The 19,228-nt window shown below is 67.9% G+C and carries 13 protein-coding genes; 1 reads left to right on the plus strand and 12 read right to left on the minus strand.

Annotated features, from left to right (window positions below):
* From ACTTAG_RS15100 to ACTTAG_RS15115, 4 genes are read right to left on the minus strand one after another with little or no spacing between them, the layout of a single operon-like run.
* On the minus strand, nt 1-699 hold the full coding sequence (locus ACTTAG_RS15100) for an ABC transporter permease (protein ID WP_444463036.1): 699 nt from the start codon (nt 697-699) through the stop codon (nt 1-3).
* Between the two features lies 1 nt (nt 700).
* Nucleotides 701-1,411 carry an ABC transporter permease gene (locus ACTTAG_RS15105; RefSeq protein ID WP_444463037.1) on the minus strand — a complete coding sequence of 237 codons (711 nt, stop codon included), beginning with the start codon at nt 1,409-1,411 and terminating at the stop codon, nt 701-703.
* Between the two features lie 24 nt (nt 1,412-1,435).
* On the minus strand, nt 1,436-2,212 hold the full coding sequence (locus ACTTAG_RS15110) for an ABC transporter substrate-binding protein (protein ID WP_444463038.1): 777 nt from the start codon (nt 2,210-2,212) through the stop codon (nt 1,436-1,438).
* Nucleotides 2,213-2,235: 23 nt separating this feature from the next.
* The gene (locus tag ACTTAG_RS15115; protein WP_444463039.1) at nt 2,236-3,162 is read right to left on the minus strand and encodes a MurR/RpiR family transcriptional regulator; all 927 of its coding nucleotides are present in this window, start codon (nt 3,160-3,162) and stop codon (nt 2,236-2,238) included.
* Nucleotides 3,163-3,508: 346 nt separating this feature from the next.
* Between ACTTAG_RS15115 and ACTTAG_RS15120 the strand changes: the two genes are divergently transcribed.
* A complete protein-coding gene (locus ACTTAG_RS15120) occupies nt 3,509-4,753 on the plus strand; it encodes a molybdopterin molybdotransferase MoeA (RefSeq protein WP_444463040.1) in 1,245 nt (414 codons plus the stop codon).
* A gap of 2 nt (nt 4,754-4,755) precedes the next feature.
* Here the strand turns inward: ACTTAG_RS15120 and ACTTAG_RS15125 are convergent, their stop codons facing one another.
* From ACTTAG_RS15125 to ACTTAG_RS15160, 8 genes are all read right to left on the minus strand, one after another.
* On the minus strand, nt 4,756-6,630 hold the full coding sequence (locus ACTTAG_RS15125) for a CHASE4 domain-containing protein (RefSeq protein WP_444463041.1): 1,875 nt from the start codon (nt 6,628-6,630) through the stop codon (nt 4,756-4,758).
* A gap of 6 nt (nt 6,631-6,636) precedes the next feature.
* Nucleotides 6,637-8,475 carry a putative bifunctional diguanylate cyclase/phosphodiesterase gene (locus ACTTAG_RS15130; protein WP_444463042.1) on the minus strand — a complete coding sequence of 613 codons (1,839 nt, stop codon included), beginning with the start codon at nt 8,473-8,475 and terminating at the stop codon, nt 6,637-6,639.
* Nucleotides 8,476-8,551: 76 nt separating this feature from the next.
* Nucleotides 8,552-9,670, minus strand: a complete 1,119-nt coding sequence (locus ACTTAG_RS15135; RefSeq protein ID WP_444463043.1) for an ABC transporter permease — start codon at nt 9,668-9,670, stop codon at nt 8,552-8,554.
* A complete protein-coding gene (gene rbbA, locus ACTTAG_RS15140; protein ID WP_444463044.1) occupies nt 9,671-12,379 on the minus strand; it encodes a ribosome-associated ATPase/putative transporter RbbA in 2,709 nt (902 codons plus the stop codon).
* Between the two features lie 4 nt (nt 12,380-12,383).
* Complete coding sequence (locus tag ACTTAG_RS15145; RefSeq protein ID WP_444463045.1) at nt 12,384-13,388, minus strand: HlyD family secretion protein; 1,005 nt, start codon at nt 13,386-13,388, stop codon at nt 12,384-12,386.
* Between the two features lie 154 nt (nt 13,389-13,542).
* On the minus strand, nt 13,543-16,668 hold the full coding sequence (locus ACTTAG_RS15150; protein WP_444463046.1) for an efflux RND transporter permease subunit: 3,126 nt from the start codon (nt 16,666-16,668) through the stop codon (nt 13,543-13,545).
* Between the two features lies 1 nt (nt 16,669).
* Nucleotides 16,670-17,770: an efflux RND transporter periplasmic adaptor subunit gene (locus ACTTAG_RS15155; protein WP_444463047.1), complete on the minus strand. Its 1,101-nt coding sequence runs from the start codon at nt 17,768-17,770 to the stop codon at nt 16,670-16,672.
* 26 nt (nt 17,771-17,796) lie between these two features.
* Entirely contained in the window at nt 17,797-19,149 is a 1,353-nt protein-coding gene (locus ACTTAG_RS15160) for an efflux transporter outer membrane subunit (RefSeq protein ID WP_444463048.1), read from the minus strand.
* Nucleotides 19,150-19,228: the final 79 nt, after the last annotated feature.

The raw sequence follows: 19,228 nt of genomic DNA on the forward strand, positions 1-19,228 counted from the left end.
TCAGGTTCCTTGCGTGCGGCGCATCGGGCGGGTCAGGCGGCGTTCGATCTGCCGCCACAGGAAGACGAAGACGACAGTGATCAGCAGGTAAAGTGCCGCGGCTTCGAAATAGACGGAAAATTCGAAATTCCGCGAAAAGATCTGCCGTGTCCGCCCCATCAGGTCGAAGACGGTGACGATCGAGGCCAAGGCCGAGGCTTTCATCAGCAAGATCACCTCGTTACCAAGCGCGGGCCAGGCAATGCGATAGGCATGGGGAAAGGTCACGCGGGCCAGAACCTGCGCCCGGGTCATGCCGATGGCGCGGGCGGCCTCGATCTCGCCGGGCGGCACGGCCTGCAACCCGCCGCGCAGGATTTCGGTCTGATAGGCGCAGGAATTCAGCACGAAGACCAGCACCGCGCAGTTGAACGGATCGCGGAAGAACGACCACAGGCCCAGCGTGGTCAGCTCGGCGCGGAACTGCCCCGAGCCATAGAAGACCAGAAACAGCTGGGCCAGCAAGGGCGTGCCGCGCATGAAGGAGATGTAGACCCGCAACAGCGCCTTGGCCGGGGTGGGGCCGCCCAGACGGATCAGCGCGAGGCCGGGCGAAAAGACGGCGGCCAGCGCGGCGCCAAGGCCGGTCAGCAAAAGCGTCGTTTCCATGCCGTCCAGCAGTTTCGGCAGATTGGCGGAGAGGCTTTCGATCAGGCTCATCTCAGACCCTCCGCAGGCCGCGGTTTGCCCGCGCCTCAAGCCGCGCCAGCACCAGTTCCGAGCCAAGGCACAGCGCCCAGTAGATCAGGCAGGCGGCCAGATAAAAGGTGAAGGGCTGTTTCGTCACGCCGACCGCGACCTTGGTGGCCCGCATCAGATCATCGAGCGCGATGACCGAGACAAGTGCCGTATCTTTCAACAGGTTGAGCCAGAGATTGCCCATGCCCGGCAGCGCAAACCGCCACAATTGCGGCAGCTTGATGCGCCAGAAAACCTGTCGCCCCGTCATGCCGATGGCCAGGCCCGCCAGCACCTGCCCCTCGGGCACGGATTGAAAGGCGCCACGCAGCACCTCGGCGGCGAAGGCCGCAAAGACAAGGGCGAGCGCGATGACGCCCGCCGCGAAGGGCGGGAAATCGACCGCGCCAAGCTGCGGCGCGAACGCGTCCAGGAGCCGGTTCAGCCCCAGACCCAGCCCGTTGTAAACGATGAAGAGCGTCAGGATTTCCGGCATCCCGCGCATCACCGTGGTATAGCCCCAGCCCATCGCCCGCAGCACGGGGCGGCGCGAGAGCGAAAGCGCCGCCACGAAAAAGCCCAGCAAGAGCCCCAGCGGAAGGGTGGCCGCCGCCAGTTGCAGCGTCACGCCCACCCCCGCAAGGAGTTCGTCGCCCCAGCCCAGGGGGCCATATGAGAACAGCGTTTCCATCATCTGCCGCCTCGGCCGGGGCCGCGATCACTTCATCGAATAGATGTCGATCGAGAAGTATTTGTCGTTGATTTTCTTGTAGGTGCCGTCGGCGCGGATCTCGGCCAGGGCCTTGTTCAGCCGCTCGCGCAGATCATTGTCCGCCTGCCGCACGGCGATGCCCACGCCCTCGCCGACAAAAGCCGGATCGGTGATCGGCTCTCCGGCCAGCTTGCAGCATTTGCCATCTTCGGTCTTTTCGACGAAATCAAGCAGCGGCAGCATGTCGCCCACCATCACGTCAAGCCGCCCCGAGGCCATGTCGAGGCTTGCCTCGTCCTGCGTCGGGTAAAGCCGCACATCGGCATCCGGATACATCTTCACCGCATAATCCGCCTGCGTCGTGCCCGATTGCGCGCCCACGACCTTGCCCGACAGGGTCTCGTTCGAAAATTCGGTAATTTCCGAATCTTTCGGAACGACATGGGTCATCGCCGCCATGTAATAGGGGTCGGTGAAGGAGACCTGCTGCTTGCGTTCCTCGGTGATGAACATCGAGGCGATGATGAAATCGTATTTCTGCGCGATCAGGCCGGGGATGATGCCGTCCCAATCCTGCGCCACCACCTCGCAGTCGGCGCCGATGCGCTTGCACAGCTCCAGCCCGATATCGAGATCGAAGCCCGCAATCGTGCCGTCGGGCTGCACGAAGTTGAAGGGCGGATAGGCGCCCTCGGTGCCCAAACGCAGTTTCTCGGCCTGGGCCGCCCCGGTCATCGCCACAAGGGCAAGGGTGCAGGCCAGTAGTTTCGAACGCAGTGTCATGTGTCTTCCCCTGTTGGTGGTGGTTATTGCGCGACCGGTGTCAGCGGATTGCCGACATGGCCGCTGAACGCGCCGTAAAGCCGCGCGATTTCGTTCAGCCGGGTCTCGGCGCCCTCGCCCAGCGCCAGAAAGATGTCGTTGATCAAGAGGTTACCCAAAAGCGCCAGATGCGCCGTCGAATCCCAGAACTGGTTCACCTCGGTCGCCACGCTGAACACCTCGGCGGCGTGATCGGCGCCCCAGCTGCAATAGCGGTCGGTGAACAGCGTCACCGCAATGCCGCGCGCCTGCGCCTCGCGCGCCAGAACCAGCGCCTGACGGGCGTAGCGACGCGCCTCGAAGATGGCCAGACAGGTGTCGTCGGGCGCGGCGGGCTCGGCCAGCACTTCGGCAAAATTCCCGGCCGAAAGATCGACGCTCTGCACCCCGGGGCGCACATATTGCAGCTGGGCGGCGAAATACTGCGCCAGACCGCGTTCGGTCTGAAACCCGGCCACCAGCACCCGGCGCGCGCGGGCGAACCGGGCCGCGACCTGCTGCCATTCGGGCGTGCGCGCCAGCTCATAAACCCCCACCAGCGCCGCCATTTCCGCCTGCAACCCCTGCGACAGCCGGGCGTCGCGCTGGTCCGAGGCCCGGCGCAGCGCCTCCAGCCGGTCCTTGATCAGCCAGGGCTGATCGCCGATGTCGTCCTTCAGCTGGTCCTTCAGCTCCTTGAAATTCGCATAGCCGATGGCGCGGCAGAACCGGCCGATGCTGACTTCGCTGACCTGCACTTTCGCCGCCAGCGTCGCCGCCGTTTCGAAGGGCAGGTCGTGGAACTGCGCCAGCATCACATGCGCAATCGCCCGCATTGAAGGCGAGCCGGTCTCGGCCGCCTGGGCCAGGCGTTCGCGCAGCGGCAATCGAGGAGCATCTGGCGCGGTCAGGGGGGATCTCCGGCGAATCATTGTCAGCTTTCTGTCATATAGGGTCGGGCTGCAATTATCTTGCAAGCCTCAACCCGCCTTCGCGGCCGAAAATCGACCCGGCCCGATGCAACTGCCAAGGATGCGGGCAGTGACGCAAAAACAGGCGATCCCGGCGCGCGCCCGGCCCCTCGGCGGCCCGGCACCGAAAACGACGCGACAGGAACGGGTTGACCTTCCCCGACGGGGCCCCGATGGTCGGCGCGGGCCGCGGCGGGCAAGACCCCGTGCCGCTGCGACCGTGGCCCCGACCGGGGGTGGTTTCCACCCCGCACATTCCGGCCGGACGCCTGCGGCGACCGCCGGTCCGATACGAAAGGAAAGGCAGATGCCTGCACGCGATCACCCGGCCTCCGCGATGCTCGACCTTGACACCGCCCGGCGGCTGGCCTGCGGTCTGGTGGCGCCGATCGGCGCGGGCGAAAGCCTTGATCTGGCGCAGGCGACGGGGCGGACGGCGGCCGTCAGCCTGCGCGCCGAGATCGCCCTGCCGCGCAGCGCCCGGTCGGCGATGGACGGCTTTGCACTGTGCACCGCCGATCTGGCCAGCGGCCTGACCCTGCCCGTCGCGGGCACCGTGGCGGCCGGGATGGCCGCCCCCGACCTGCCCCGCGGCACGGCGTTGCGGATCTTCACCGGCGCGCAGATCCCCGCGGGCGCCGATGCCGTCGTGCCGGTCGAGGAGGTCACCGAGACGGGCGCAAGCGTGCAGCTGGCCAGCCCCCCCGAGGCCGGGGCGCATATCCGCGCCATCGGCTCGGAACAGCCCGAAGGCGGGTTGCTGCTGCGCCGCGGCACGCGGGTGCGGGCGCATCACATCGGGCTTCTGGCCGCGAACGGGGTGACGCAGATCGAGGTGGTGCGGCGTCCGCGACTGGCGATCCTGTCGACCGGGGACGAATTGCACCCTCCGGGGAAGGCAGGCGGGTCCGGGGACCGGTTGCCGGATGTGAACCGGCCGATGCTGATCGCACTGGCGCAGGGCGCCGGGGCCGAGGTCGACGATCACGGCATCCTGCCCGACGATCCCGAAGCGACGGCGGAAAAGCTGGCCGCGCTGCAGGGGCGCTATGATCTGATCGTGACCTCGGGGGCGGTGTCGATGGGCGGGCGCGACCATCTGCGCCCGGCGCTGCTCGCCGCCGGGGGCGAGATCGACGGCTGGCGCGTGGCGCTCAAGCCCGGCAAGCCGGTGATGTTCGGCCGACTTGGCACGACCGCGGTGACCGGGCTGCCGGGCAACCCGTTTTCGGCGCTGGTCGGCTTCACCCTGTTCGTCTCGGCGCAGATCGCCCGGCTGAAAGGGGCGGTTCCGGCACCGCTGTTTCACTGTGCCGGGCGCGCCGGCTTCGACTGGAGCCGCAAACCCGGCCGTGCCGAGATCTTCCCGATCCGGCTTGGCAACCGGGAAATCGACGGCCTGCCGGTGGTGCATCGGCTGGGAGAGGGCAGTTCCGCCACGCTCTTCCCGCTGGCCGAGGCCGACGGGCTTGGCTTCGTCTCGGCCGAAACGGCGCGGGTCGGGGTGGGAACCCCGATCGGCTGGCAAAGCTTCGAGGCCGGATCGCGCTGAGCTCAGCCTGCCCCGGAGAGCGGGGCGGGCCCCTCGAACAGCGGCAGATCCAGCCGGACCACTGCACCCAGCCCCTTGCCGGGACTGGTCAGGCTGACCGTGCCGCCCAGGGTGGTCAGCGTATTGGCGCACCAGTGCAGCCCAAGCCCGCCGCGCTTGTCGGTGCGGGTGGAAAAGCCGCGTTCGAAGAGCCGGGCGCCAGTGGCGGCATCGAACCCGTCGCCATCGTCGCGCAGCAACACGCTGCAGCGGCCGCTCTGCGGATCGGGCGTGACCTCGATCGCGATCCGGCCCCGGCCGCGGCCGGTGGCGCGGATCGCCTCGGTGGCGTTGACGACCAGGTTTTCCAGCACCTGCGCCAGCAGCACCCGGTTGCCGCGCAGCTGCAGCCCCGGCGGGCAATCGATCGACAGCGCGATCTCGGCACCGTCAACGAACCGCGCCGCAGTGGCCGCATGGGCCAGCGCGCGCCCCAGATCGCAAGCCTCGTCCCGGTTGACCTGTTCGGGGTCGCGCGGCATCCGCATCGCTTCGAGCGCCTCGGTCAGACAGCGCCCCGCCTCGCCCAGCAGTCCCGCCGCCTGGGCCGTCTGCGCCGCGCGCTCGGCCTCCAGCGCATCAAGATAAGCGACCAGCCGTCCCCGTCGCTCGGCCGGGGTTTGCGGATCGGCCAGTTCACGGCGTGCCCGCGCCGCCCCGGGGGGCAGAGCCGGGGCCAGATGACGTTCAAGATCGGCGAGGATCACCCGCACCGGGCTGAGGCTGTTGCGCAGATTGTGCAAAAGACCGGTCGCGCTTTGCTCGCGGCCAAGGGCAAAGGACTGCGCCGCATGGCTGAGCCGCAGCGCCTCCAGTTCGGCGGCCATGGCGTTGAAATCCCAATGCAGGGCGCCGATCTCGTCGGCCCGGGGCGGCCCCTCGATGGGCACCAGCTCGCCCGCGTTGCGGATCCGCCCGACATGCTGGCGAAAGGCGAGGATCGGCGCCAGCACATGGGTCGAGAGCCGTCGGCCCAGCAGCGCCATCAGCGCCGCCAGCAGCCCCAGCATCGCCAGAACCGTCAGATCGCGCAGCCGCTCGCCCGCCGCCAGCACCAGACGCGGCAGATCGAAGCGCAACATCGCCACCGGGGGCGCGGCCGCCGTCCGCACCGGCACCGAAACATCAAGCCGCGCCCCCGAGGCCGCGACCTGCGGGCTGTCGGAAAGGGGGGCGAAATCGAACCGGGCCTCGACCTGCAAGGCCTCGGACAGATCCGCCGCGTCAATCCGGTGCAGAAAGACCAGCCGACCTTCGGCCGTGCCCGATCCGTCGCTGCGCAGCACCGGGCTGCTGGCCACGGCAAAGACCTGCCCCTCCTGCTGCCAATAGCCGACCCGCGACGCCTTGCCATCGCCCGCAGGCTGCAAGCCCAGGGTGTCGATGCTGGTCGCGAAAGCCTGCGCCAGATCGGGATCGGCCTGCCCGCTGTCGTCCTCGAAGCAGAAGCTGCGCTGACCGCTCCCGTCCAGCCGCAGGAAGGCGGCACAGCTGATTTCGGCATTGAGGAACGAGCTGGCATTGACGTTGCGCCGTTCATAGCCGGGATCGAATCCCTGCAGGTAGAAATAGGTTTCGTCCCAAATCCCCCAGTCGAGCACATGCGCCTCGGTCGCGACAAGATCGGCCGCCAGCGCCGCGCGGGCGCGGTCGATGTCGCGGCCGACTTCAAGGGCTTCGAGCCCGCCGAAACTGGTCTGGATGATCAGGCTGAGCACCGCGGAAATCAGCGCCGCCGCACTGACCCCGATCACCGCAAGATCGAAGATCAGCGCCGCGCGCAGGCTTTGCGGCCGCAGGGCTGGCAGACGCAGCGTTGGCAGGCGGGGGGGGCGCAAGCCCGTCTACCTCGCCGCAGTGCGCAAGGGCTGCGGATCGCCCGCCGGACCGGCGACGACCTTGTCGATCGCCTGCCCCTGACCGAACAGGAACCCTTGCAGATGCGAACAGCCCAGCTGGCGCAGGGCATCGAGTTGGGCGGCGCGTTCCACCCCCTCGGCGACGATTTCAAGCCCGAGACCGGCGGCCAGATGCGCCAGCGCGGTGACGATGGCGGCCGAGGGGCGGTCGCTGTCCATGCCGTCGATGAAGCTGCGGTCGATCTTGATCGCATCGACGGCGAAATCCTTCAGATGCGCGATGCTTGACGCGCCGGTGCCGAAATCGTCGATCGCGACGCGAAAGCCCTGCCCCCGCAGGTCGTCGACGATCTTGCGGGTTTGCCGGACATGCGAGCGCAGCGCGGTTTCTGTCACCTCGATCTGGATCTGCGCGGGGGCGATGCCGTTCTGCCGGGCTTCGGCGGTCAGCCGGGAAACGAAATCCTGGCGCTGGAACTGCCGCGGCGAGAAGTTGATCGCGGTGAACTTGTCCGGCCAGCCGCGGGCATCGCGCAGCACCCGTTCCACCACCCAGTCACCCAGCAGCAGCGTCACCGGGCTTTCCTCGGCGATCGGGATGAAGACGCCGGGCGGCACGGTGCCGTAATCGCGGCTGTTCCAGCGCAAGAGCGCCTCGTAGCCCACCACCGCCAGCGTCTCCGAGGCGACGATGGGTTGATAATGCAGCGACAATTCCTCGCTGGCGAGCGCATAGAACAGCCCCGCCTCGATCCGCTGGCGGAATTGCTGGCTGGCATCCAGCTGCTTGTCGAAGATCCGCACCGTCTGCCCGCCATCCTGTTTCGCGGCGAACAGCGCCAGATCGGCGAAGCGCATCAGATCGGCGGCGTCGCCATCGGGATGGCAGGAGCAATCGACCAGCCCGCAGGAGGCGCCGACGAAAACGGTATTGCCGAAGACCGAGAAATCCCCCGAACAGGTGGCCAGAAGCTCCTGACAGGCGGCCACCGCCCGGTCGCGGCCCATGCCGTCAAGCAGGATGCCGAATTCGTCGCCGCCCAGCCGTGCGACCAGCGCCCCTTCGGGCGCCTTGGCGACAAAGGCGGCGCAGGCCATCTTGATCACCTCGTCCCCGGCGTCATGGCCGAAAGTGTCGTTCACATGCTTGAAATGATCGAGATCGAGGAAAGCCACGAACAGGTCGCTGGCCCCGGCATCGAGCCGCTCGATCAGGGCGTTCTGGAACGCCATCCGGTTCGCCGCCCCGGTCAGGAAATCGTGGTTGGCAATATGCTGGGCGCGAGCCTCGCTGGCGGCCAGTTCGGCGATCTTGGCGCGCAGAAAGGTCAGTTGCCGGGTGTCATTGTCCCATCTTTCGGTCAGCGCCCGGGCCATCTGGCGCACCTCGTCGGGCTCGAAGGGCTTGCAGATGTAAAAGATCTTGTCCGCCGGACCGGCGACGGCGGCGATGTCGGTGACCGAATGGTCGGACCAGGCCGAAACGATCACGATATGCAGATCGGGGTCAAGCGCGCGCAACCGGCGCGCGGTTTCCTTGCCGTCGATCCCCGGCGGCATCCGCACATCGACAAAGGCGACCTTGAAGGGCGTTCCCTCCTGCAGCGCCCGTGCCGTCAGCTCGACCCCCTCCAGCCCCTGGGCGGCAAAGGCCACCTCGAAGGCGGGCGGCGGCGCGCTTTGGCCCATGGGCGGGCATTGGCCGAAAAGCTCCTCGGCCAGCGCATCGGCGCGCGAGATCGGACGGGAACTTCCCGGATCGGCGAACAGCAGGCGATATGCCTCGCGGACGCTGGCTTCGTCATCAATGACGAGAATGGTCATGCGGCCCTCCCGAAGGGTTTGGGCCGAGACTAGCGACAAGTCGTTAAGGATCGGTTTGTCCCGTAAAGCCTGCGCGCTATCCCGCCAGCACCTTGCGAAACCGCGCCAGAACGATCGTCACCGCCACCGCCGCCATGCCCGCCATCACCGCCATTTCCGGCCAGACGAGCGAAAGCCCCGCGCCGCGATAGAGCACCGCCTGCGCGAAGATGACGAAATGCGTTGCCGGGGAAATCGCCCGCATCGTGCCCTGCAGCCAGCCCGGCATCGATTCCAGCGGCGTCATCCCCCCGGAAAGCAGGATCATCAGCACGATCACCGGAATGACCAGAAGCCCGAATTGCCCCATCGTCCGGGTGAAGGAGGCAAGCAACAGGCCAAGACTGGCCACCGCCACCACATAGATGGCCGCGCCGCTCGCATAAAGCGCCAAGGATCCCGCCACCGGAACGCCCATCGCCCCCTCGACCACCACGACCAGACTGAAGAGCGAGGCCGCCAGGATCACCGCCCCCGAGGCGAGGATCTTCGCCGCGACGATCTCGTGGGGGCGCACGGGCATCACCAGAACATGTTCGATCGTGCCATGTTCGCGCTCGCGGATCATCGACGCGCCCGACAGGATCAGCATCAGGATGGTGACATTGTTCATCAGCTGCATCACCGCGCTGAACCAGCTTGAGGTCAGGTTCGGGTTGAAGGCGTTGCGAAAGACCACGGTGACCGGATCGGCGCTGGCGGCGCCGGGCGTCAGCGCGGCGGACAGCTCCTGCGCCAGCGTCTGGCGCAGGAAACTGGCGCCATTGCCCGCCTGCGCCACCGCCGTCGCATCGACGAGGATCTGCAGCGTCGTCGCGCGGCCCGCATGCAGGTCGCGCTCGAAATCGGGCGGGATCGTCAGCACCAGGATCGCCTCGCCCGCGCGTTGGGCGGCGGCGGCCTCGGCCGCGGTCATCGGCACCGGCGCGGCGAAAAGCGGCGGGCGGATCGCATCGCTCAGCCGGGCGGACAGCAGACTGCGGTCCTCGTCCACGATGGCGGTGGCCAGATGATCGACCTCGGTGCTGGCGGCGTCGGACACCAGCCAGACCGCCAGCGTGAAGACATAGGCGATCAGCACCAGCATCACCCGGTCGCCCCGGATCGCCCGCAGCTCCTTGCCGGTCAGCCAGCCGATGTTGCGAAGACTGCGCATTCACCGCTCCTGCTTGGGAAGGGACAGGATCGCCAGCCCCAGATAGACCGCCGCGAAAAGGCCAAGGACGGCGGCGGCGGTCATCGCCCCGGGCCAGCCGAAGCCCTTGAGGAAGGCACCGACCGAGACCGGCTGAAACCACGCGCCCGGGAAGGCCAGACCGAAGATCCGCCCGCCTTCCGCCAGCGAGGACACCGGCACCACCAGCCCGGAAAAGTTCACCGTGGGGATGATCGCGACAACGGCCGTGGCAAAGACCGCCGCCACCTGCGTCCGGGTGAAGGCCGAGATCAGCTGGCCAAAGCCCGTCGTGGCGGTGACATAGACCAGCGCCGCAAAGGCCAGCGCCGGCAGGCTGCCCGAAAGCGGCACGCCAAAGACCGTCACCCCAAGCGTCACCAGCACCCAGAAACTGGCCCAGGCCAGCACCAGATAGGGCAGCTGCTTGCCGACCAGAAACTCGATCCGGCTGACCGGGGTGGACTGGAAATTCGCGATCGTGCCGGTTTCCTTTTCCCGCACGACACTGACCGCCGCCATAACCGCGGGGACCAGCATCAGGATCAGCATCAGGACCGAGGGGACCATGGCATTGGCGCTTTCAAACGCCTGATTGAAGAGATAGCGGGTCTCAAAGCCCACCTTGGCGGTGGTGCCGATCCCCTCCTCGGCGGCGATCTTTTCGCTGAAATCCTGCAGCACACCAAGGGCATAACCCTGCGCGGTCTGGGCGCGAAACGGCATCGCCCCGTCAAAGGTCAGGCCGATTTCCGGCACGGCGCCGCGATGCAGATCGCGCCCGAAGCCCTCGGGGATATCCAGCGCCAGCGTCAGCCCGCCCAGCCCCATCCGCCCCGGCAGCTCGGCGGGGCTCGCAAAGGGGGGGGCTTCGGCGAATTGCGGGATCGAGGTGAAACCCTCGGTCAGGCGGCGGCTTTCGGCGCTTTGATCCTGATCCAGCACCGCGAAGGACAGCCGGTCCACGTCAAAGGAAATCCCGAACCCCATCGCCAGCATCAGGATGACCGGGCCCAGAAGCGCAAAGAACAGCCGGATCGGATCGCGGGCCAGTTCCAGCGTCTCGCGCCAGGAATAGGCGTAAAGCCGGGTAAGGGCCGCCAGCCCCCTGCCCTTCGGCGCCGCGACGGGCGCGGGCATCCGGGTCTCGGGCGGGGCCTCGTCGGTCTCGGCCTCGGCCTCCAGCACGGAAATGAAGGCGGTTTCCAATGTGTCCGCCCCGCGCCGCGCGGCGATCTCGGCGGGCGTGCCCAGCTCCAGCACGCGCCCCGCATGCATGAGCGAGATCCGGTCGCAGCGCGCCGCCTCGTTCATGAAATGGGTCGAGATGAAGATCGTCACGCCCTTTTCGCGCGACAGCCGCATCAGCACCGCCCAGAACCCGTCGCGCGCCACCGGATCGACGCCCGAGGTGGGCTCGTCCAGAATCAGGATCGGCGGTTCATGGATCATCGCCACGGCCAGTTGCAGCCGCTGCCGCTGCCCCAGCGGCAGGCTTTCGGGCATCGCCTCGGCCACCGCGGCCAGATCGAACTCCGCCATCACCTCGGCCACCCGGGCCAAGCGCCGCTCTGGGGCCACGCCGTAAAGCCGCGCATGCAGGATCAGGTTTTGCCGCACCGTCAGCTCGCCATAAAGCGAAAACGCCTGCGACATGTAGCCGATGCCCAGCCGCGCCGTCATGTCCGCGCGCCCCAGTTCCCGGCCAAACAGCTTCGTCGTGCCTTCGGTCGGGTCCAGAAGCCCGGTCAGCATCTTCATCGTCGTCGTCTTGCCGCAGCCGTTCGAGCCCAGAAAGCCGAAAATCTCGCCCTCGGGGATCGAAAAGCCGACGTGATCGACCGCGGTAAAGGCGCCAAAGCGTTTCACCAGCCCCTCGGCCGCGATGGCGATGCGGCCCTGATTTGCCGGGCGCGGCAGCACCGGCACCGGCGCGTGCCGGGCGCGGATTTCCGCGGGCAAAAGCGCCACAAAGGCCTCTTCCAGACTTGCCGCCCCGGTCCGCGCGCGCAGATCGGCCGGGCTGCCGGTGGCGATGACCCGGCCCCCGTCCATCGCGGCGATCCAGTCGAAGCGGTCGGCCTCTTCCATATAGGCCGTCGCGGTCAGCACGCTCATGCCGGGACGGCTGGCACGGACGCGGGCGATCAGCTCCCAGAATTGCCGCCGCGACAGGGGATCGACGCCGGTCGTCGGCTCATCAAGGATCAGCAGATCCGGGTCATGGATCAGCGCGGCGCACAGGCCCAGCTTCTGCTTCATCCCGCCCGAGAGCTTGCCCGCCGGACGATCGGGAAAGGGCGCAAGGCCGGTCGCGTCCAGAAGCATCGCGATGCGGGCGTCGCGCTCGGCCGCGCCCTGTCCGAAAAGCCGCCCGAAGAACTGCAGGTTCTCGACCACGCTCAGCGTCGGATACAGGTTTCGCCCCAGCCCTTGCGGCATATAGGCGATGCGCGGGGCCACGGCGGCGCGGTGGGCGCGGTCCGCCATCGGCCCGCCCAGAACCTCGACCCTGCCCCCCTGCCCGCGCCGCACCCCGGCCACCAGCGCCATCAGCGTCGATTTGCCGACGCCGTCGGGCCCGATCAACCCGGCCATCACGCCGGCGGGGATATCCAGCGTCACCGCGTCAAGCGCGGTCACCGCGCCGTAGCGATGGGAAACGCCGCTCAGCCGGGCCACGGGCTGCATCGGCCTACTCGGGCAGCTTCACCGCCAGATCGGCGGGCCAGGGCGTGTCGGGGGTCGCGCGCACGAAGCCGATGCCGCGCACGCCGACCTTGACGCTGTCGGCAAAGCGCAGCAGCAGATCGCGCGGGATCGCCAGCTTGACGCGGAACACCAGATCGGCGCGCTCGGCGCTGGTTTCGACCGATTTCGGGGTGAATTGCGCCTGCGGGGCGACAAAACTGACCCGCGCGGGCACCACATATTGCGGCACCGGGTCCAGCACCAGCCGCGCCTCGTCATTCAGCGCCAAGGTCCCCACGACAGACGCGGGCAGATACAGCACCATGTAAACATCGGTCAGATCGAGCAGCGTCACCACGGGCGTGCCCGCCGCGATCACCTCGCCCGGCTCGTGCAGCCGGTAAAGCACCCGGCCGCGGATCGGCGCACGGATCACCAGATCTTCGAGCGCGATCTTCGCCTGTTCACGGCTGGCCTCGGCCGCGGCGATCAGCGCGGTGGCGTTTTGCACCTGCGCCCGCGCCGAGGCGAGCGCGGCCGCCGCCGCCGTCGCCCCGTTCACCGCATCATCCAAAGCCGCCTGCGCCGCGTGGCCTTCGGCATGCAGCGTGGTGACCCGGGTCCGGGTCGTCACCGCCACATCAAGCGCGCTTTGCGCCTGCATCACCGCCGCTTCGGCGCCCGCCTTCGCCGCCTCGGCCTGCAGCACCGCCGCCTCGGCCGCCAGCAGTTTCGCCCGCGCATCGCGGTCGTCAAGCCGCGCCAGCACCGCGCCCGCCTCGACCATCTGCCCCTCTGACGCCGTGACCTCGGTCAGCCGCCCGGCATATTTCCCGGCGACATCGACGCTTTGCGCCTCCAGCCGCCCGTTCGAACTGGTCACGCCGGTCTGCGCCCCGGCCCCCTCCAGCCGCGCCAGAAGCCCGGCAAAGGGCGATTGCGCCTGCGCGGGCAAGCCAAGGACCAAAAGCAGCGCAAGGGAGAGGCGGCAGGCGGCGGGCAGGGACATGGCTTCAGCTCCGAAACGACTCTGAACCGTATGGTTCACCTGTGGCGGGGCGGCGTCAAGCGCACAGTGCGCCCCGGACGGGCGGGGCAGGGCGTATTTGCGCCAAGAAGAAACGGCGGTGGCAGGGGCGCCGGAACGCCCCTGCCGGCCATGCTCAGGCGGCGGCCGGGCTCTTGCGCCGCGTGAACATCGCGTTTGTCAGCCGGAAGAAGAGCGGCACGAAGAAGATCGCCAGCCCCGTGCCGGTCAGCGTGCCGAAAAGCGTGGTGTAGCCGATCGCCTCGCGCGCCCCCGCCCCGGCACCGGTCGACAGGATCAGCGGCACGACGCCCAACGTGAAGGCCAGCGAGGTCATCAGGATCGGGCGGAAGCGCAGCCGGGCGGCCTCGACCGCGGCGGTCAGCGCGTCTTCGCCAAGGGTCCGCATCCGGTCGCGGGCGAATTCCACGATCATGATGCCGTTCTTGCCGGTCAGACCGACGACGGTCAGCAGCCCGACCTGGAAATAGACCCCGTTCGCCTGACCACCCAGCCACGCGCCCACCAGCGCCCCGATGATGCCCACCGGCATCGCCAGAATGACCGCCACCGGAATGACCCAGCTTTCATAAAGCGCGGCCAGACACAGGAAGACCGCCGCCAGCGACAGCGCATAAAGCGCCATCGCGCCGTTGCCCGCCTCTTTCTCCTCCAGCGACAGGCCCGACCATTGCAGCGCAAAGCCGGGCGGCAGTTGCGCGGCAAGCCGCTCCATTTCCGTCATCGCCGCCCCCGAGGACAGCCCCGGCACCGGCGAGCCCTGAATCTCCATCGCGGGCAACGCGTCATAGCGCAAGATCTGCTGCGGGCCATAGACCCATTTCTCGGTGGCAAAGGTCGAAAGCGAGACGAAATCGCCATTCGCATTCGGCACCCGCCAAAGCGCGAAATCGGCGGGGGTGGAGCGCGCCCAGGGCTCGCCCTGCACATAGACGCGCTTCACCCGGCCTTCATGCAGGAAGTCGTTCACATAGGCCGAAGACCAGATCGTGGTCAGGAAATCGCCCACATCCGCCGCGGTCAGACCCACCGCCCCCGCCTTGGCCCAGTCGATATCCAGACGGAACTGCGCCGCATCCTCGACCCCGTTCGGCCGCACGGCCATCAGCTTCGGGCTTTCCTTGGCCATGCCCAGAAGCTGGTTGCGGGCGGCCAGAAGCTCCTCGTGCGTCTGGCCCGAGCGCGCCTGCAGGAAAGCGGTGAAGCCGTTCGAGTTGCCCAGTTCCAAGACCGGCGGCGGCACGATCGGGATCACGATGGCTTCCTTGATGCCGCCCATCAGCGGCCCGAAAGCCCGGCCCGCAATCGCCTGCGCGCCGTTTTGCGGACCCGGCCGCGCGTTCCAGTCCTTCAGCTTGATGAACATCATCGCCATGTTCTGGCCCTGACCGGCGAAAGAGAACCCGACGACGGAAAAGAGCGCGTCGATATTCTCGGCCTCGGCCTTGCGCCAATAGCCCTCGACCTGTTCGACGACCTTTTTCGTCTCGGCCGCGGTGGTGCCCGAGGGGGTCTGAATGAGCGTCATCAACACGCCCTGATCCTCGTCGGGCAGGAAGGCGGTCGGCGTGCGCAGGTAAAGCGCCCCCATCGCGGCGACAAGGCAGGCATAGACGACGAGCCCCTTGACCGGGTTCGCCACGACCCAGCGCGTCAGCCCGCCATAACCATTCGTAAGCCGCCCGAAGCGGGTTTCGAAATGGCCGCCGAACCAGTTCGCGAAACCGCCCTTGGCCTCGGCATGGGGTTTGAGGATCGTGGCGCAAAGCGCCGGCGTGAAGACAAGCGCGACCAGAACCGAAAGCACCATGGCCGAAACGATGGTGACCGAGAATTGCTTGTAGATTTCCCCGGTCGAGCCGCCAAAGAAGGCCATCGGCACGAAGACGGCCGAGAGCACCAGCGCAATGCCGACCAGCGCGCCCGAGATCTCGCCCATCGACTTGCGCGTCGCCTCGCGCGGGGAGAGGTGTTCCTCGGCCATGATCCTTTCGACGTTTTCGACGACAACGATGGCGTCATCGACCAGAAGCCCGATCGCCAGCACCATGGCCAGCATCGTCAGCGTGTTGATCGAAAAGCCAAAGGCCGCCATCACCCCGAACGTGCCCAAAAGCACCACCGGCACCGCAAGCGTGGGGATCAGGGTCGCGCGCAGATTGTGCAGGAAGACGAGCATCACCAGCACGACCAGCACGATCGCCTCGAAAAGGGTCTTGATCACCTCTTCGATGGACAGCGTGACAAAGGGCGTCGTGTCATAGGGAATGACGTAATCCATCCCCTTGGGCAGGTAGGGCGCCAGTTCCGCCAGCCGCTCCTTGACCAGTTTCGCGGTATCAAGCGCATTCGCCCCCGAGGCCAGCTGAATCGCCATCCCCGCGGAAGGCGTGCCGTTGTAAAAGGCGTTGATGTCGTAGCTTTCCGCCCCCAGTTCGATCCGGGCGACATCGCGCAACAGCACCAGCCCGCCATCGGTATCGGCGCGCAAGACGATACGCTCGAAATCCGCGGGGGTCTTCAGCAGCGATTGCGCGGTGATCGTGGCGTTCAGCATCTGCCCCTCGGGCGCGGGCAGCGCGCCAAAGGACCCGGCCGAGATCTGCGCATTCTGCCCCCGCACCGCGGCAATCACCGCGGCGGGCGACATGTCATAGGCCTTGAGCTTGCGCGGATCGAGCCAGATCCGCATCGCATGTTCCGAGCCGAAGACCTGCACCGCGCCGACGCCCTTGAGCCGCGAGAAGCTCTCGACCATCGAGGCGTTCATGTAATCGGCCAGCTCGACCGAGGACCGCGACTTGTCGGGCGAAATCAGCGCCGCCACCATCAGGAAGCCGGTGGTCGATTTCTTCACCGTCACGCCTTGCCGGGTGACGGCTTCGGGCAGGCTCGCCTCGGCCTGCGCCAGCTTGTTTTGCACCTGCACCTGCGCGATGTCGGGATCGGTGCCCAGCGCGAAGGTCAGCGTGATCGTCGCCCGCCCGGTCGCGGTGGTGCCGGATTTGATGTAGCGCAGCCCGTCGAGGCCGGTCATCTGCTTTTCGATCACCTGCACCACGGTATCGGTGACGGTTTCGGCCGAAGCCCCCGGATAGGCGGCGGAAATGACGACGGCGGGCGAGGCGATCGAGGGATATTGCGACACCGGCAGGCGCAGGATCGAAAGCGCCCCAACCCCCATGATCACCAGCGCGATGACCCAGGCGAAGATCGGCCGGTCGATGAAGAAACGCGCCATCTTATTGCCCCTCGGCCGGAACGACGGTCACCGGCGCGCCGGGCCCGGTCTTCTGGAAGCCCGAGGAAATCACCTGATCGCCCTCGGCCAGCCCCTCGGTCACGATCCAGTCAGAGCCCCGCGCGGTCGCCACCGTGACCGGCTTTTGCGCCACCTTGCCGTCTTCGACGACCCAGACATAGGCCCCGCCCGAGGGCTCGCGCATCACCACATCCTGCGGCAGCGCAAAGGCGCCCTTGGCCAGCGCCTGCGGCAGGTCCACCTCGACATACATGCCCGGCAAAAGGATGTGATCGGGGTTCGGGAAGCTCATCCGCAGCGTGACCATGCCGGTCGTGGGTTCCACCCGCGGCTCGGCGGCCTCGAGCCTGCCCTTGATCGGATAGGCGGAGCCATCGGCCAGGATCAGCCCGGCTTCGCCCAGCGCCCGCATCGCCCGGCCCTCGGCGGTCGAGGTCAGGCGCAGGATGTCGGTCGCCGATTGCGTCACATCGACATGCACCGGGTCAAGCGCCCGGATCGTCGTCAAGGGGCTTGCCTGCTGCGCGGCCACCAGCGCGCCGGGCGTGGCCTGGGTCAGGCCGATCACCCCGGCGATGGGGGCGCGGATCGTGGTGCGATCGAGCTCGATCATGGCACTTTGCAACTGCGCCTCGGCCGCCTGCACCGCCGCATCGGCGGCGGCCCGCGTCGCCACCGCGCTATCGCGGTTCTGCGCCGATCCCGCCTTCGACGCAAAGAGGTCAAGCGCCCGTTTTTCTTCCAGCACCGCCAGATCGCGGGTGGCCTTGGCCTGCGCCACCGCGGCCCTGGCGGCGGCAACGGCGGCAAGATAGCTGTCATCCTCGATCTTGTAGAGCGGCTGACCCTCGGTCACGACCGAGCCTTCGTCGAACAGCCGCCCGCGCAGGATGCCCGAGACCTGCGGGCGCACCTCCGCCTCGGTCGAGGCCTTGATCCGGCCGGGCAGGCGGGCGTTCAGCGTCAGATCCTGCGCATGGGCGATGACGGTGGTGACGGGGGCCGGGCCCTGCGCCTGCTGCGCAAGGACCGGGGCGGGCAGCAGCAGAAGCACAAGCCCAAGGGATTTCGGAAACGACATGGCAAACCTGTCTGAAGGGGGAAGGGTCAGCGGATCCCGCCCGCGGCGGCGATGCTGAGGGTGATGAAATCGGCGGCGCGGCTCCATTCGGCGGCGGCGCGGCTTTGTTGCGCCGCCAGATAGCTGCGTTCGGCATCGAGGACGGTCATGAAATCGCCCTCGCCCAGACTGTAATTGGTGCGCGACAGCTCCAGCGTCTCGGCGCTGGTCTCGACCAGATGCGCCTGCGCCGCAACGTTGCGGCCATCGCGGTTATAGGCGGCCAAGGCGCTTTCGACCTCGTCGATCGCCGTCAGCACGGCCTTTTCCCAGGCCAGTTTCGCCTGCAGCGCCCGCGCCTCGGCGCCGCGCAGGTTCGCCTGATTGGCGCCGCCGGTGAAGATCGGCAGGTTGATCGCGGGCCCCACCGCCCAATAGCGGATCGACCCGGCGTCGCGCAGATGCGTCGGCGTGACCGAGCCCGAGAGCGTGACCGACGGATAGAAGGCCGCTTTCGCAACCCCCATGTCATAGACGGCGGCGGCATAGTTGCGTTCGGCCAGACGCACGTCGGGACGGGCGCGCAGCACATCGGCGGGCACGCCGACGCTGGCTTTGAAGCGCGGCCGCGGCTGGGCGGCGCCCCGGCTCAGCTGTGGACGCAGGTTTGAGACCGGCTGCGCGGTCAGCGTCGCCAGCCGCACCAGCGCCTGATCGAAGCCGGTTTCATAGCCCGGCAATTGCGCCTCGCCCTCGGCCACCAGCTGTTCGGCCTGCAGCAGCTCCAGCCGCCCCGCGGTGCCGCTTTCCACCTGCGCGCGCGTCAATTCCAGACTTTTGCGGCGGCTTTCCAAAGACTTGCGCGTCAGCGCGATGGAGGCCTGCTGATAGCGCAGCTCTGCATAGGCTTGGGCGATCGCGCCTTCCATCACCAGCCGCGCCACATCGGCCGAGGCATAGGCCGCATCAAGCCGCGCCGAGGCCGCCGCGCGGCCCGCCCGGTTCGCCCCGAACAGATCCGCCGTCCAGCCCACCGAAAGCCCGCCCGCGGTTGTTTCCCGCACCCCCGCGCCGGTGGTGTTGCCGCGCGTGCCGCTGGCCGTGCCGGTCAGCTGCGGCAGATCCGCGGCGCCGGTGGCCGAAACGCTTGCCCGCGCCGCCTCGATCGCCGCGACCGCCTGCAGCACATCCAGATTGCGCGCCCGCCCCGCCGCGATCAGCTGATCGAGCATGGGATCGCGGAAAGCCGACCACCACGGCCCCGCCGCCCCCCGCCCCGGCGCTTGCGCATCGAAGCTGGCCGGAACCTTGGCCGCGGGGGCCGCATAATCGACCTGCGCACAGCCCGCCAGCACCGCCGTCGCCCCCAGAAGAAATCCCCGTCGCCCGATCCGCCCCATGCCCTGTCCTTCGCCTTTTCGGGCCCGACCGACCGGACCGCTGCAAGCGGATTTACATACATGCGCGTTTGTTTGTAAA

This window comes from Rhodobacter capsulatus (assembly GCF_052363185.1).
GTDB lineage: Bacteria > Pseudomonadota > Alphaproteobacteria > Rhodobacterales > Rhodobacteraceae > Rhodobacter > Rhodobacter capsulatus_E.

What these genes read in the sequence shown, in the direction of transcription:
- rbbA (WP_444463044.1), bottom strand. Translation starts at nt 12,379, where the DNA reads ATGCAGCCCGTGGCCCGGCTGAGCGGCGTTTCCCATCGCTACGGCGCG.
- ACTTAG_RS15135 (WP_444463043.1), bottom strand. Translation starts at nt 9,670, where the DNA reads ATGCGCAGTCTTCGCAACATCGGCTGGCTGACCGGCAAGGAGCTGCGG.
- ACTTAG_RS15155 (WP_444463047.1), bottom strand. Translation starts at nt 17,770, where the DNA reads ATGTCGTTTCCGAAATCCCTTGGGCTTGTGCTTCTGCTGCTGCCCGCC.
- ACTTAG_RS15115 (WP_444463039.1), bottom strand. Translation starts at nt 3,162, where the DNA reads ATGATTCGCCGGAGATCCCCCCTGACCGCGCCAGATGCTCCTCGATTG.
- ACTTAG_RS15120 (WP_444463040.1), top strand. Translation starts at nt 3,509, where the DNA reads ATGCCTGCACGCGATCACCCGGCCTCCGCGATGCTCGACCTTGACACC.
- ACTTAG_RS15160 (WP_444463048.1), bottom strand. Translation starts at nt 19,149, where the DNA reads ATGGGGCGGATCGGGCGACGGGGATTTCTTCTGGGGGCGACGGCGGTG.
- ACTTAG_RS15150 (WP_444463046.1), bottom strand. Translation starts at nt 16,668, where the DNA reads ATGGCGCGTTTCTTCATCGACCGGCCGATCTTCGCCTGGGTCATCGCG.
- ACTTAG_RS15130 (WP_444463042.1), bottom strand. Translation starts at nt 8,475, where the DNA reads ATGACCATTCTCGTCATTGATGACGAAGCCAGCGTCCGCGAGGCATAT.
- ACTTAG_RS15105 (WP_444463037.1), bottom strand. Translation starts at nt 1,411, where the DNA reads ATGATGGAAACGCTGTTCTCATATGGCCCCCTGGGCTGGGGCGACGAA.
- ACTTAG_RS15110 (WP_444463038.1), bottom strand. Translation starts at nt 2,212, where the DNA reads ATGACACTGCGTTCGAAACTACTGGCCTGCACCCTTGCCCTTGTGGCG.
- ACTTAG_RS15145 (WP_444463045.1), bottom strand. Translation starts at nt 13,388, where the DNA reads ATGTCCCTGCCCGCCGCCTGCCGCCTCTCCCTTGCGCTGCTTTTGGTC.
- ACTTAG_RS15100 (WP_444463036.1), bottom strand. Translation starts at nt 699, where the DNA reads ATGAGCCTGATCGAAAGCCTCTCCGCCAATCTGCCGAAACTGCTGGAC.